General features: G+C 53.0%; 16 protein-coding genes. 12 read left to right on the top strand and 4 right to left on the bottom strand.

Features of this window, described 5'->3' with window-relative positions; translation table 11 throughout:
* Positions 1–12 precede the first annotated feature (12 nt).
* The 5 genes from EUZ85_RS21895 to EUZ85_RS21875 all read left to right on the top strand — a co-directional run bounded on the left by EUZ85_RS21895 (position 13) and on the right by EUZ85_RS21875 (position 3,366).
* Entirely contained in the window at positions 13–600 is a 588-nt protein-coding gene (locus EUZ85_RS21895; protein ID WP_127971926.1) for a DUF99 family protein, read from the top strand.
* A gap of 5 nt (positions 601–605) precedes the next feature.
* Positions 606–1,148 (top strand): DUF4166 domain-containing protein, encoded by a 543-nt coding sequence (locus EUZ85_RS21890; protein ID WP_127971924.1) that lies wholly within the window; start codon positions 606–608, stop codon positions 1,146–1,148.
* Positions 1,149–1,191: 43 nt separating this feature from the next.
* Positions 1,192–1,749, top strand: coding sequence for a hypothetical protein (locus EUZ85_RS21885; RefSeq protein ID WP_127971922.1), 558 nt, complete (start codon positions 1,192–1,194; stop codon positions 1,747–1,749).
* 92 nt (positions 1,750–1,841) lie between these two features.
* The gene (locus tag EUZ85_RS21880; RefSeq protein ID WP_127971920.1) at positions 1,842–2,714 is read left to right on the top strand and encodes a sterol desaturase family protein; all 873 of its coding nucleotides are present in this window, start codon (positions 1,842–1,844) and stop codon (positions 2,712–2,714) included.
* Positions 2,695–3,366 (top strand): response regulator transcription factor, encoded by a 672-nt coding sequence (locus EUZ85_RS21875; protein WP_127971917.1) that lies wholly within the window; start codon positions 2,695–2,697, stop codon positions 3,364–3,366. The genes EUZ85_RS21880 and EUZ85_RS21875 overlap by 20 nt, the downstream gene beginning before the upstream one ends.
* 37 nt (positions 3,367–3,403) lie before the next feature.
* Here the strand turns inward: EUZ85_RS21875 and EUZ85_RS21870 are convergent, their stop codons facing one another.
* A complete protein-coding gene (locus EUZ85_RS21870) occupies positions 3,404–4,048 on the bottom strand; it encodes a putative adhesin (protein ID WP_127971915.1) in 645 nt (214 codons plus the stop codon).
* Positions 4,049–4,269: 221 nt separating this feature from the next.
* Between EUZ85_RS21870 and EUZ85_RS21865 the strand changes: the two genes are divergently transcribed.
* Positions 4,270–4,923 (top strand): DUF4279 domain-containing protein, encoded by a 654-nt coding sequence (locus EUZ85_RS21865; RefSeq protein WP_127971913.1) that lies wholly within the window; start codon positions 4,270–4,272, stop codon positions 4,921–4,923.
* A gap of 75 nt (positions 4,924–4,998) precedes the next feature.
* Here the strand turns inward: EUZ85_RS21865 and EUZ85_RS21860 are convergent, their stop codons facing one another.
* Complete coding sequence (locus EUZ85_RS21860) at positions 4,999–5,595, bottom strand: isochorismatase family protein (RefSeq protein ID WP_127971911.1); 597 nt, start codon at positions 5,593–5,595, stop codon at positions 4,999–5,001.
* A gap of 242 nt (positions 5,596–5,837) precedes the next feature.
* Here EUZ85_RS21860 and EUZ85_RS21855 point away from each other — a divergent pair, with 242 nt between their 5' ends.
* The 3 genes from EUZ85_RS21855 to EUZ85_RS21845 all read left to right on the top strand — a co-directional run bounded on the left by EUZ85_RS21855 (position 5,838) and on the right by EUZ85_RS21845 (position 9,691).
* Entirely contained in the window at positions 5,838–7,130 is a 1,293-nt protein-coding gene (locus EUZ85_RS21855; RefSeq protein ID WP_127971909.1) for a HAMP domain-containing sensor histidine kinase, read from the top strand.
* 62 nt (positions 7,131–7,192) lie between these two features.
* Positions 7,193–8,335, top strand: coding sequence for a S9 family peptidase (locus tag EUZ85_RS21850; protein ID WP_127971907.1), 1,143 nt, complete (start codon positions 7,193–7,195; stop codon positions 8,333–8,335).
* 126 nt (positions 8,336–8,461) lie between these two features.
* Complete coding sequence (locus EUZ85_RS21845) at positions 8,462–9,691, top strand: hypothetical protein (protein WP_127971905.1); 1,230 nt, start codon at positions 8,462–8,464, stop codon at positions 9,689–9,691.
* Here EUZ85_RS21845 and EUZ85_RS21840 read toward each other — a convergent pair.
* Positions 9,688–10,554 (bottom strand): ABC transporter substrate-binding protein, encoded by an 867-nt coding sequence (locus EUZ85_RS21840; protein ID WP_164887319.1) that lies wholly within the window; start codon positions 10,552–10,554, stop codon positions 9,688–9,690. The two genes, EUZ85_RS21845 and EUZ85_RS21840, sit on opposite strands and share 4 nt — an antisense overlap.
* 1 nt (position 10,555) lies before the next feature.
* Positions 10,556–11,371, bottom strand: coding sequence for an ABC transporter substrate-binding protein (locus tag EUZ85_RS21835; protein WP_127971901.1), 816 nt, complete (start codon positions 11,369–11,371; stop codon positions 10,556–10,558).
* Positions 11,372–11,561: 190 nt separating this feature from the next.
* Between EUZ85_RS21835 and EUZ85_RS21830 the strand changes: the two genes are divergently transcribed.
* The 3 genes from EUZ85_RS21830 (at position 11,562) to EUZ85_RS21820 (ending at position 13,923) form a co-directional block, all read left to right on the top strand.
* Positions 11,562–12,572: an SPFH domain-containing protein gene (locus EUZ85_RS21830; RefSeq protein ID WP_127971899.1), complete on the top strand. Its 1,011-nt coding sequence runs from the start codon at positions 11,562–11,564 to the stop codon at positions 12,570–12,572.
* On the top strand, positions 12,569–13,510 hold the full coding sequence (locus EUZ85_RS21825) for a sugar kinase (RefSeq protein WP_127971897.1): 942 nt from the start codon (positions 12,569–12,571) through the stop codon (positions 13,508–13,510). The genes EUZ85_RS21830 and EUZ85_RS21825 overlap by 4 nt, the downstream gene beginning before the upstream one ends.
* A gap of 161 nt (positions 13,511–13,671) precedes the next feature.
* Entirely contained in the window at positions 13,672–13,923 is a 252-nt protein-coding gene (locus EUZ85_RS21820; protein WP_127971895.1) for a hypothetical protein, read from the top strand.
* Positions 13,924–13,964 lie beyond the last annotated feature (41 nt).

The following is a 13,964-nucleotide window of genomic DNA, read 5'->3' as shown; positions in this document are numbered from 1 at the left end:
GGAAATGGCGTAATGAAATCATTGGATCAATTGGTGAAAGGCAATCGTCGTATTCGCGTTGCGGGGTTTGATGATGCGCCTTTTGCACGGCGGCGGGGATCGCCAGTCAACGTGGCGGGAATCATCTGCGCAGATGGCGAATTTGAAGGCATGCTCTGGGGCGCTGCGACCAAAGATGGCGATGACGCCACGGACTGCCTGATCGCCATGCTGACGAGCAGCAAGTTTTATGATCAGGTCGGCGTCGTGCTGACGGATGGCGTGGCCATCGGCGGATTCAATGTTATTGACCTGCCCAGGTTATGCGAAAGCGTGCAGCGTCCCTGCATCGCGGTCATGCGCAAGCACCCGGATCTGGCGGCGATTGATAAGGCGCTGCGTAACTTTGACGACTATGAACGGCGGCGTGATCTGATTCGCGCAGCGGGAACCATTTTCAATAATGATTTCTGTCACTATCAGGTGGCGGGCTGCGACCCGGAAACCGCCAGTAAAGCGTTGGCGAGACTGACCACGAAAGGCAGAGTGCCAGAGGCTTTGAGGCTGGCGCATATTATTGGCTCGGCGGTGATGACCGGCGAAAGCGGTCGGAGGGCCTGACTTTAATGGAAAATGCCGTGACGCAATGGTTCGGTGATGCTTTCTCGCGTCTGCACCCGATGCTGCAGCAACTGCATCGCGAGGGCGGAACGCTGACCGGACGCGTGCAGATTGAATACGGGCCGGGACTGGCGGGTTGGCTCGGACGTCGTATCGCCGCGAAGACCGGTGCGCCGCAGACGACAGGAATGGTCGGTTTTTGTGTTGAAATCCGCCACTCTGGCGACGCGTTGCAATGGAACCGCACCTTTGAGACCGGCGCTCAGATGCGCTCCCTGTTTCGCCCCCACGGCGCGTTTCCTGATGGTTACTGGAGTGAAACCACCGGCGGCGTGGAGCTGCATTTGGGCGTGGATATCCGCGATGGCGGCTGGCGCTGGGTTCCGCAACGATGCAAATTGCGTGGAGTCTCTTTGCCTTTATGGCTGGTTCCACGAACGGACGCCTATAAATCCGTCGTGGGCGACCAGTATCGCTTTGCCGTCACCCTCAGCCTTCCCGTGTTGGGAAAACTAATGAGCTATTCTGGAAACCTGCGGCCGGGCTGACGCACACAAACCAGAGAAATACGACGCAACCCCAAGAGGCGTTATGCAAGCAGAGACAACTACCGGCGCGATAGTGATCGCCAGCAGAAGAAAAAAGCGACAAACCCTGGAAAAGGAATATCCGGGTTACGCGATTGTCGACGTTACCTCAAAAGCCTCTGAGCCTTGGGTGAAGTTTTCCCCTTTCTATCCCCATGGCGGTATTCCGATTCCGTTCTCATCTTCGACCGCCCAATCCGTAGAGGGAATCTGGCAGGGCTTGAAGGTGTTCGAAGGACAGGATGTTGATCCTTCTCGCTTTGACATCACAGACATGAAAGGAATCAAGCGCACCGTCAGGCGTTACGGGCGTGTGTTGGGTCACCGTAAAGGACCCACTGGAGAATTGATTCCTTATATTGAGGCGAGAAAGCGGATCTATCTGCCAGCGTATCAATGGACGCTGACGCACAGGTTGCAGGCAGAGTTGAACCAACTTTCAGATCTGCTTGCTCAGCAAATGGGGCTGGTTCTATTGGATTACGAGACTAATACGGATGTCGACGATCCGCGCAAGCCTCTGTCTCACGCGGCGCTGATACGCCACTATCTGCTGTCTTAATACGCTCTTAATCCGGCCTTTTTTAAGCTCTCCTGCAATCAGAGAAGCCGCAGCATGTGTTGTGGCGAGTGGCGCAGATGCGGGAGGAATGAATGGATAATTTGCAGGCGCGTTTTGATGCGGTGGGTGTCTGGCTGGAGGTGATTGATCTTAGCGTGCTCGCTGCGCTTTGTGTCGTCGTCGCAGGGGTGTGCTGGGATATGGTGCGAAAGCGTTGGGAGCCGTTGCGCGAGAAGCTTGCCAATATCGCTGTCGCTATCGGCAATGTTCTCTTGGAGCGGACGCTATATGGCGCAGTTTTTTTAATCGCGCTGTGGCTGGTCGAGCCTCTGGCTTTGTGGCGTATGCCGATAAATGGCTGGACTTGGGTGTTGGCGCTTCTGGCGGCGGACTTGAGTTACTATTGGATGCACCGAATCGAGCACAAAGTAAGGTTTTTCTGGACGATCCATAGCGTGCATCACTCTTCGGAGCGCTTTGACTTCAGTACGTCCTTGCGTCTTTCCTGGTTGGAAGGCCCTGTAGAGTGGATCTTTCTGGTTCCCATGATTTTGCTCGGGTTTGACCTGGTGCAGACGATAGTGGCCTTTTTGGCGGTGGTGGCTTACCAATCCTGGATTCATACGGAAAAAGTAAGGTCGCTTGGCTGGTTGGACTCTGTGTTCAATACGCCCTCCGCGCATCGGGTCCATCATGGCTCTCATCATCCCTACCTGGACAAAAACTTCGGTGGCGTGCTGATGATTTGGGACCGCCTGTTCGGGACTTATCAGGCAGAGGTCGCGCAGGTGCAGTACGGCCTGACTGCGCCATTGGCGTCACGCAATCCCTTTGTAGTGGTGTTTCATGAGGCGGCGGCGTTATATTCGGATTGCCGAAGGTCGCTGTCATGGCGTGATCGGCTACTGTTTTTGATCAAGCCCCCTGGCTGGAAACCGGACACCCATGCGCATACTGATCATTGAAGACGATCGCCACCTGGCCGCCGCCATCGCCGACTATCTTGAGTTGCATAAGGCGGAGTGCGACTTCGCCTTCAACGGCGCTGTCGGGCTGCAGCGTGCGGCGCAGGACAGGTTCGACGTCATCATTCTGGATTTGATGTTGCCGAAAATGAACGGCTTTGATCTGTGCCTGGAGTTGCGACGCCAAGGGATATATACGCCAGTGCTGATGCTGACCGCCTGCGATACGGATGAAGAACAATTGCAGGGATTTCGCAGCGGCGTCGACGACTATGTCGCCAAGCCCTGTGCGATGCCGTTGCTATGGGCGCGTTTACAGGCGCTGGCGAGACGCGCGTCGAAGCAGGGGGAGAGATTGCAGGTGGGTCCGTTGGAGATACGCTTGGGAGAGCATCGCGCGATACGAGAGGGGCGTGAACTAAAACTGACGCCAACCGGCTGGAGGCTGTTAGTGACATTGATGCGACGCAGCCCTGACGTTGTTTCCCGGGTGGAGCTGGAAACCGCCGCCTGGCCTGGCGAAGACGTTGATCCGGGCAACTTCAACGTCCAGCTTCATCAACTGCGCAAAGCAGTGGATAAGCCCTTTGCGCAGGCTTTGATACATACCGTTGTCGGCGTCGGCGTATGTATTCGGGAAGACGGCGCCTGAGCGTCCCTGCTCGGCGTGCTATAACCGGGATGTCTGATCAAGGGTTGTTGCGGGCGTCCCAGCTGCCGCTTGGGCCGATCATTCTTGAACGACAGAATACGCAGTGAATGTTGTTGTAGCGATAACCATTGCTGGCGAGCATGTCCAGTGCGTGTTTGAGGTCTACTCCGCCCATCAGCTTGCGGTTGCGGACGGTCAATACATCGAATTTGGGGAATGGGTTGGGGCATAAACGTTGCGCTTCAGCCATCATTCTTTCGTCGCCGCTGTTCAAGGCGTCCTGACGCAAGGTGATAAATGTCCGGTTGCTGTCTATATCCCGACCGATGCTCTCGTAGGTCTCTCCCGTTTCTTCTCCCTGATATTTGCTCAGACTATAATTTCTGACTTTTGTATTGGGCGCCAGACGTTGCAAAAACTTGGTTTTACCGCTGATAACGGAACCCAGGCCGGGGTCCAGCAATGATTGAGTGTGAGGGCCGTAGAAATAAAGCTGAGTCCATTCCGGCACGCCGATCCAGCCTCCCAGACCAGGGATATTGCGCGCCCAGCCTGTCTGCTTGCCGAAATCCGGGCGTGAAATATAGCCGCCATGGGAGGTTATAAGCAGGTTTTCCGCTATCATGCCGGTGGCGTCAGTGAATAAATACAGTTTGTCGCCTAATGGAGTTTTCTTCGCCATATATAGTCCTAAAGTGTCGTTAAGAAAGCATTATAAAGATGAATGTTAAAAACCGTCTGTTGTTGGCATGTAACAATAAAATCTGCAGTGTCCTTTGCATAATTAGTATGCTTAATGGGTTTGATAATCAGACCCTAAAAAAGTTCCATAAAGGGGATTTCCTTTGAACGACGCTTTAAACAAAAAAAGCCGGCGACGACCATGCTCATACTGGAGGTTCCGTGCAGGACTTGAGTGAACTTATTATCAGCGTCGCGGCCGGGGAGATTGATACGCCTTCTCTAGGCGTTACTGAACAGGTTTTAGCCAGTCATAAAATTGCGCGGAAGCCAATAAAAATAGATATGAATACGCAGATGGATTGCTGTAATGTCTATTATTCTTTAGTGGGTGAATCCTATTATTTTGTGCTTTCCTTGAAGCAGGATGCTGAGCAATGGCGAATTAATTGGGCATATATTGAGCCTCATGTCAGGGTAAGATTAGTCATTCAGTCCTCCTCATTGACACCTGATAGAATGTCCTCTTTTATTGGGTTAAAACCGACGCATAGTTATTTACAAGGGGAGAAACGAAATAAATCTGTAAATTCCGTCTATCGTCATCATGGATGGGGGTTTGAGCTGGATAAAGATGTTCCGGATTCCCTGGAGAAAAAGCTGGATAAATTAATATCCGTCATCGGTGAAAACAGAGAAAGTCTACGCACTCTCAGTGAGTCGGCGAGTATAAAAGTCATGGTGTGGTATGACTGCTACAAAGACTGGATGGGTGGGATATCGCTGTCAGCGGAGCAGATGGCTTTGCTGGGGGAAATTGGAGCCGGTCTGGAGGTTGATATACATGCGTCGGGCCCGGATTGGCCAGGCCCATAGTAGATAGGCGTCAGCCGTCTTTCTGCAAGTTTCGGGGCTGACGCGTTGGGGCTGATGCGTTGATAGGAGCGAAGCCTATCGATGAGGGCGGGGGGCTACTTCCAAATGATTGTAATAGAAAACATTGGGTTCATTTTTCCAAGTGGCTTCCTCCGTACCTCTCAATGCTGCGCCGCATGTATAAACCTTACAAAGTTTATTTAGTCCATCAAACTTCTTTGTATTAAGCCTGTCCACATAGCCGCCTACGGCATTTACTTTTACACATTGATTGGTTTGCGTTCCGATAATAACGGCCCCAGTAATATTCTGTCTTTTGATTTCAGCGGCGATATCCAGATTTGTTTCGGGGTTGAACATGCTAATGTGTGGCTTCTTAACCACTGTGGCGCCGCGCACGCAATAGTCTCTCCATGTTCTTACTCCCACCGGAGCAGCTCCACCAATGACGACAGGTTGCGCTCCTTGTCCGAGTGCGGCGTGATCGATTTCTATTAAGTAAATGGGCATGCGCAAAGTTTGCGCTTTAGTTATAGTCGCCAATAGCGAAGCATGATTTCTGGGGGCCTGTCCTCCCTGTTCATCTATGACAAATAACGCAAGTTTCTTCCTGCCTTTTTTAACTTCATTGTTCATGGCTTCATGTAAAGAAACGGTGTTGATAATGGTCATTATAGTATCCTTGTTCCTTGGTGGATTATGATTCTGATTGGTCGTAACGGGATGATGTTTAATTTAAATAATTATTAAAGTTGTCAGTGTTCATTTGAGTTTGACGTCGACTTATTTGCAAAGGCGTCAAATAATTGGATAACACCTCAAAAAATAGGTATAAATACCTGAGCTCTTTGGCTTATTAATAATGAGAATGATTAGCAGGTATTGTTTGAAGCAAATAGTCTCCAGAGAATGACATGATGTTTAACTCAAACAGGGAAAGACCTCGTACTCGCGCCAAGACGCTGGCTCGAAGTCTCAGAGACCAGTTACGGTGGATGGGGGCGGGTTTGCTATTGGGGTGTCTTACTCTTGCCTTTATCTCTTCCTGGAACAATATGGACTGGGCTGGCGATACGCTGATGAAACTGGAGGCGCAGGCTCTGTTGCGTCAGTCGCAGCGAGCAGGGGGAGCGCAGCAGACGAGTGATGGTTATTTGAGTCTGTATCAAAGCTGGGCGGCGCTGCCTGAGCCAGTACGATCGCAATTTGGAGCGGAACCGGCTCATGATGGCGAAGTGCTGGAAGCGGTGGTTAAAAACGCAGGTGAAGAGGCGTTTTTATATTTACTGCCATTCCAGACCGAGACGGGAGAGCGCCGGTATTTATTAAGTCGCCATAACCGCGCGGATATCGAAACGCTGGGAGAGGAGTTTTTCAGCGCCGCCCTGATGCATTCGCTGCTTACTACTCTGGCCGTGTTCGGGTTACTGTTCGCGCTGTTTTTCTGGCTGATCCGGCGGGCCACCCAGCCCATCGCCGCGCTCAGCGCCTGGGCGCAAACCCTGGGAACCCGAGCGCGGGCGGACGCGCCGCATTTTGAAATCGAAGAACTCAATCAACTGGCGCAGCGAATGCAAGAGGGCGTCGCCCGTATTGAGGCCTTCAATGAACGCGAAAAGCAGTTTCTGAAGCACGCCAGTCACGAGATGAGAACACCTCTGGCGATTATCCAGGCCAGCCTGGACACCCTGGAGTTGCAAACCGGCGAGGCGGGTAAGGCTTCGCTGCGGCGGGCGCAATTGGCGGGTGCGAATATGGCGCTGCTGTCCAGTGCGCTGCTTTGGCTGGCGCGGGAGTCGCCGCAAGCGTTAAAGAAAGAACGGGTGACCCTGGACAGGTTTTTCCAGACGATCATTGAGGATCACCGATATTTGCTGACAGGCAGGGAAGTGGAGGTGCGGCTGGAGCTGGGCTACGACGTCGTCAAAATTGAAAAAAGCCTGTTGCACATCGTCTCGGCGAACCTTGTTCGCAACGCCTTCCAACACTCCTCCGAGGGTGAGATTGTCATGGTCACGAACTCTGCAGGGCTGTGTTTGACGAACCCGATCAATTCCGAAGACGCCGACGTCAATGTAGAAGGGTTTGGATTGGGGCTGGATTTGGTGAGGCGTATCTGCGACAAGCTGCAATGGCGTTTTTCTGTCGACCTGACAGCGGATGGGGCGCAAGTAAACGTGATCTGGTCTCCGACATCACATTCTTAAGACGATCTTAAGGTCGCGCCGGATTTAATGTAGCGGACTTCACAATGGGTTAGGGAGAGAAGATGAAAGTTGTGGCGGGTCTGCTATTTGTGTGCGCTTTGGCGGCTGTGGCGACATTGGGTGTGTTGGACCAACACAGCCTGAACTATGCGCAAAGAACCGATTTTACCTTTGAATACGACGGCGAGCAGTTGGGGGCGACTCTGTTGACGCCGGAAGGAAAAGGCCCCTTTCCTGTACTTGTATTTCTGCATGGCGATGGCCCGGTGGACCGCTTCGCCAATGGCGGCTATGTGGCCATTATGAACCAGTTGCTGGAGCGTGGCGTGGCCTGCCTTAGCTGGGACAAACAGGGCGTTGGCGAGTCCAGCGGCGATTGGCTGGCGCAAAGCATGCGGGCGCGTGCGAATGAGGCGAAGGCGGGCATAGCCGCGCTGCGAGGGCAGGCAGGTGTTGATGTAGGCGCGGTCGGCGTCATTGCCTTCTCGCAAGGGGGCTGGGTGTTGTCGGAATTAACGGAAGGCGCAGAAGGCGCGTCTGACGTCGATTTTATGGTGGCGGTTGGCGTTGCTGTCAATTGGCGCAGGCAGTCGCTTTATTTGCAGCGCCAACGCATGCTCGGCGAGGGTTACAGCGAAGAACAAATCGCGACGGCGCTGGCGTTCAGTGAAAAATCGGACCGCTATCTCGCGCAAAATAATCTCACCTATGATCAGTATCTGGCGTGGCTGCGCAATAGCGCTCCGCCAGCTGGCGTATTAACTGAACCCATGTCCCCCGAGCGCTATCGTTTCGTCATGCGTAACATGCAAGCCGATATGAGTGCGGGGCTGGCCCAGCTCAGGGTTCCTTTTCTGGGGCTGTTCGGAGAGAAAGACCGTAATGTGGATGTGCAGGAGAGCATCCAGGTAATTGACGGCGTTTTTCAGTCCTCAAACTGGCGGGATTACCAACTGAAGCTGCTTCCCGGCGCGACGCATAGTCTGCTGAAGGCGAAGTACTTTGATTTCCAAACGCCTGCGCAGTGGACGCTATCTGCTGAAGCGATGTTTCTGATACTGGGGCCGGACGCCTTTGCAGAAGGCTTTCTTGACTCATTGGGCGACTGGGTGGCAACAAAGTCGATTGCTGTTCACAAGCACTCTGAAATGCCTAGCAGGAAGACATCCCGCATTTCGCAGAAAGGTCCTGAAACGCCAAATTGACGCCAAAGGGTTAACCCGAGGCTGACCCGAACGCGGATATGGGGTAGGGTATCGGACTTGGTCGGCGCTTCCTGTTTGCAATGAACGAAGCGCCTAAGTCCGCTTTGCAATTCAGTCAGGTATCCAATGAGCCATTCGAGCAGTTCAATAGACGTCCATTCCATTGTTTATTTCTATCAAGGCGCGCCTGTCGATGCCGACGCTATCCCGGCCGGGGCCGAATACACCTGCTTTCTGCTCAATGAGGAAGAAGTTACTGAGTACATGATGTTTTGTGAGCACAACACAGTATTTCGTCTTCTCGGACCTGCTGAAGACGGTGATTACGCCGCCAGAGCGGTGGCGATATGGGAGCATGCGTCTACGCTGGAGAACGGGCCGGAAATCAGCCCAGACGTGGTGGTCACTGTAGAAGTTCCCGATGAAACCTTCCCTCATAATATCTCCATCGGTGAATTGGAAGCGTATAAGGTTCACGCGGAATACCGGGTCGACGTGAACCCGGAAAGTGGCGAAGCGGCGCTCAAACCGAACCCTGATAATGCTTTCCGTATGGAGGTCACTGATCGCGGCCCTCATCCTATTCCGGTGAAACATGTTTTCTTCAATCAAGATAAGGACGTGCTGGGCATAGAGTATCCCTTGCTGGGGTTTGATGAGAAATATGGCTTTAGCGGCCCGTTTTCCTTTGTGGAACTTTCCGAGCAGGGTATTCAGGCCATGCGTTCCATTGAGGATGAAGGCGATGATTGGGATGAGGAAGGACAGGTTATTTTCCCTGTGGACTGTCAGGCGCAATTGGAGGAAGTCCTGCGTTTCGTCACCCCGGAGCTGGTCGCCTTCGTAGATCTCGAAGGCGTACCCATTGAGCATGATCAAATCATGGAGCATTCCGATTATCGACGTCATTGGTTCCATAACGATCAGACTTTGGCGATGAGTGAACTGATTGCGGCGCGGGGCATTGCGCACACGGAAATCATCAATGTGCCGCAGGAACTGCATCAGCAAACGTTACATGCTTATCTGCGCCGGATTCACGCCAGTAAGGAAGCCATTTCGCTGGATGGCCTGAGAGCGACGCACTACGTCGTGCTGTATGAGCCGCTGTCACAGGAATCAACCGCTGCGGTTCCTCTCGAATCGGGGCAGTCCAAACTGCATAGCTCCATCTATACGTTGAAAGGCGTGCAGGTGGTGTCCGAATGCATGGTGTTTGACGCTGAAGGGCGGCCTATCAAAAAAATGAGTTTTGGCAGACCCGGCGAGAAGACGCTGATGTATGAAGAGATCTTCAAATTCGATGAAAATGGCCAGCCGGTGGATTCGGAAGTCATTCACCACGATTTCAGTTAAGGCGAGGCGGTTTTCTCGCTTGCTTCTTCACTGACGGCTTGCGGCAGTCGATAGGCGCCGCGCCGAGAGTCTTCCAGATAGCGGTCGAGCAGGCCGCTTTCTTTCAGTTGTCGCAGTCCTTCGTTGAATTGTTTGACGCGTTCCTTGTTAGCTGGAAGGGCGCGGGTCAATATCAGGTGGTAGGTGGTGCTGTTGTAGACATGGGGAGAAATGGTCAGTTGCGTTATGTCTTCCGGTGGGAACAGCTCATACAGTAAGGCATAGCCAGCGTCTTTATCAGACGGAAAGACGTCAATTCGTCTACGCAGCAGTTTGGTGAAATTAATCTCATCACTGGACACCCGTTCAATCTGCACCCCTTCCGTGTCTTCGAACTGGTAGGAGTAACCCAGAGTGCCGCCCACCCGGTAGTGCTTCAGGTCGGCGAAGCTGGTCCAGGTGAAATCCGAATCCACACGGTGAAAAAACACGGACTCGCCCATAACAACCGGCTGGCTGAAGTAAAACTGAGCTTCTCGGTCGACGGAGGGGCTCCATAGCAGACTGCCGTCCAGACTTCCCGACAACGCTTCAGCATAGGCGCGTTTCCAGGAGTCAAAGAAGACGTACTGCACGTTCACGCCTACGATGGCGAATGCTTCCGTAATGATGTGACTGGCTACGCCATAATGCTTGAGCGTTTTCGATTGATAGGGCGGCCACTCCCCATTGGCCAGGCGCACGGTGACGCCGGCGGCGAAGGTGAGGGCGGCGGACGACGAGAACGTGAGCGCGACGACGCTACCGGCGGCCCAGTGGCGACAACATCGACCCGCTTTTTTCCTTTTTTCATTCCAGCATCCGACGAGGAGGCGTATCGCCATGTCAGGGTTCGCCCCTGACCTGCTCGGTCGGGTTGATATAGCTGTCCAGAATTTCCTGTAAGCGTCCATCTTTCTGCATTTTGGTGATGCCTGCGTCCATTAGCGCCTTGAGATATTCTCCCTCCGGAGTGCGGGGAAACATCATGTGGTAGCCCTGCGGAGGCGAGTTGGGGATGGGGGTGTACTGCATCCCCGGCGTCGCAATTAAATCCAGCCCTTTATGGGCGAAGCCCTGCATGATTTCGTAATCGGCGGTAATCAAGTCTACTTTCCCGCTACGCAACTTCAGGAACAGGTGGTCATAGGTCACGGAGTCGGTGTCCATCGATTCGCCGGGGTGCTCCAGATAGGTGTAATTGTAGCCCGAGAGCCCGCCGATGACGTAAGTGTCCAGAAGGTTTTTTTCCATCTCGCCCAGGCCTTCGGGAAACCGCTGTTGCAGGTAAAAGAAGTAAAGGTGCGTCCAATAATAGGGAAGGGAGTACAGGTACTGTTTGCTGCGCTCCTCGGTATAGGACGCATTGAGCAACATGTCGAATTGCCGCGCTTTTCTGACTTCCAGCAAACAGCGCTTCCAGGAAGGAAGTTCAATGGAATACTTGATATGGTTGCTTTCCAAAATCTCCCGCGCCACATCCACAGCGTAACCAGCAATCTCCTTTTTACCGTTCTCTACTCGATAAAACGTATAGGGCGGCCACTCTCCTGCGTCGTCGCAAATCCTCACGAAGGACAGCTCCATCTCCGCCGCATAGACGCCCTGAACGATAAGCAGCCATAACAGCGCAAGTACAAACCGGGTAAATCGGCGCCGCATGTATAGTTGTAGTCTCTATCGGTGAGATTAACTGTATTAAAGATAGTGCATGGAGAAACAGTCTACAAAGTGGCGGGATGACAGGCGTTGCGACGTCAGGGTGAATTATTGATTGACAAATAGTGGCTCAGAGCCTTTAATTGTTTTGGTGGCTTTGAGCCACTATTTGAAATTAAGGAAGAGGTCACAGATGTTCAGATATATAAAAACCGAACCTACCACCTACATCATGCAATTCAACAAAGGGAAGCTTAAGCGGGAAGGCGCGGGATTGGGCTTCTTTTACTTTGCGCCGACGACGTCATTGGTTTCGATTCCCATTGGCTCGGCGGACTTGCCTTTCATATTCAAAGAGAGTACCAGCGACTTTCAGGAAGTCACCGTGCAGGGGCAGGTGGTGTACCGTGTAAAGAGTCCCAAAATTCTGGCGGCGACCATGAACTTCACCTTGGCCGATGACGGCAAATCCTATGTTTCGGACGCACCGAAGAAGCTGCCGGCGCGTATTCTCAATCTGCTGCAGTCCATTACTCGCAACAGCATCCAGAATCTGTCCTTGAAAGACAGTCTGCTGGCTTCGGAAACACTGGCCGGGACGCTCGCCGGCGCGCTTGATTCCGCCCCTGTACTTGAGAAACTGGGGGTGGAAATCCTGGATGTCTCCATTCTGGCGATTAAGCCCAATCCTGAAACCGCCCGTGCGCTGGAGGCTACGGTGCGTGAGCAAATGATGAAGGATGCGGACGAGGCGGCTTATACGCGCCGTAATGCAGCCATTGAGCAGGAGCGTAAGATCAAGGAAAACGAGCTGGATACGGAAATATCTGTCGAACAGAAGAAGCAGCAGGTCAAAGAAGCGGAAATGGACGCCCGTATGGCGGTGCAACGCAAAAATCAGGAACTGCAGCGGGAAGTGCTGGAGAACGAGATAGAGCAGGAAAACAAACGTCAGGAACTGGTGGCGGTCAGCGCCGAGAACAGCCGTAAGGAAGCGGATGTGAAAGCCTATGCAATCTCCGCCAGCATGAAAGCCATGGCGGAAGTGGATAACCGCATTCTGGAGGCGATCACCAACAGCTCGATGAATCCTGAACAGCTAATTGCTCAGGCCTTCCGCCAGTTGGCGAATGGCGCTGATAAAATTGGCCAGTTGAACATCAGCCCGGATCTAATGCGCGAGCTGCTGGGTAAAAAGCGATGACTGAACGCGCTACGGAAACCAAGCTGATTCTGGTGAAACGCAGAACGCGGCTGGAGGAGCTGGCCTGGCGGCATAACACTGAAGAACAGGCGCGCTTTTATATAGAGAGCCGCGGCGAAGACTTTGATGTCTACATTCATGAGGATCAAAGCTATCGCGCATCATTGGCCGCTGTAGAAACGACGTTGTCACGCCTGGGACGTGTGCAGACGCTTGATCGAGACTTTCTAAGTAACTTCATCTTCGGCGCGCAGGATGTGGTTGTCGTGCTTGGACAAGACGGGCTGGTGGCGAACACATTGAAGTATTTGCACGGCCAACCGGTGGTGGCGGTCAACCCTGACCCTGCGCGCATCGATGGTGTATTACTACCGTTCCAGGTCGCGGACCTGGATGCAGTGTTGAAGGAGCTGCTGAAAGCCAAACGGCCGATCAAACGGGTGTCCATGGCGGAAGCCAGCCTCAACGATGGCCAGACGATGGTGGCGGTGAACGATTTCTTCATCGGGCCGAAAAACCATACCTCGTTACGCTACGAAATCGATTTTCGCGAGGCCTCGGAAATGCACAGTTCAAGCGGCGTTATTGTCTCCACTGGACTGGGCTCCACCGGGTGGATGCGCAGCGTCATCGCCGGCTCCTTGGGCGTAGCGCGAGCCCGTGGCGCGCAAGACGAGGTCGCAGACGCCTATCAGCCGCTTTCATGGGATGCGCAAAAGCTGCTGTTCTCCGTCCGTGAACCTTTTCCCAGCAATACGACACAAACCGAACTGGTGTATGGAGAAATTACAGATGGGGAAGCGCTGACTATCAAATCACGCGTACCGGAAAACGGCGTTATTTTCAGTGACGGCATGATCGGCGACGCCATTGAGTTCAATAGCGGCGCAGTGGTGAACATCAGTTTGTCGCAACGGTATGGTTCAATTGTTCACTAATAAAATGGCTTGAACCGTAACGGTTATCTATCAGCACAAGGAAAAGATCTATGGAGCCCTATGAAAACTAGCCGAAAGAGCAGTACAGTCGCAAAATCTCGGCGTCACACGCCTTGGGAGAGCATCTGTTCAAACAAGTCAGAGCCGAGGCGTTTAGGGCTTTGACGTCGCTTGAGAGCAATACAGATCGTGAGCTGGCGGAAAGGGCGGTGGACTCAACACTTTATGCCGTGATGCAGTTGCTCGATGGGATATTCCTTAACGATATTGATGAGAAGCACCGGGCTGAATATGCACTGATTCAGCGTATTCGAAACGATGAGGGCGTGTTGCTGGAAGAAAGTGAACTGGCCCCCGACGGTGAAGGTCTTTGCATGGGATTCCATGGATGGCGTGAAGGGGATTTTGGCTGAATGAAAATTTTCCTGAGCCGGACTGCCTGCGGAAGGCTAAA

It is taken from the genome of Hahella sp. KA22, assembly GCF_004135205.1.
In the GTDB taxonomy this organism is placed as follows: domain Bacteria; phylum Pseudomonadota; class Gammaproteobacteria; order Pseudomonadales; family Oleiphilaceae; genus Hahella.
Note: the sequence above shows the minus strand (reverse complement) of the source record. Positions and strands in the feature narration are given on the sequence as shown.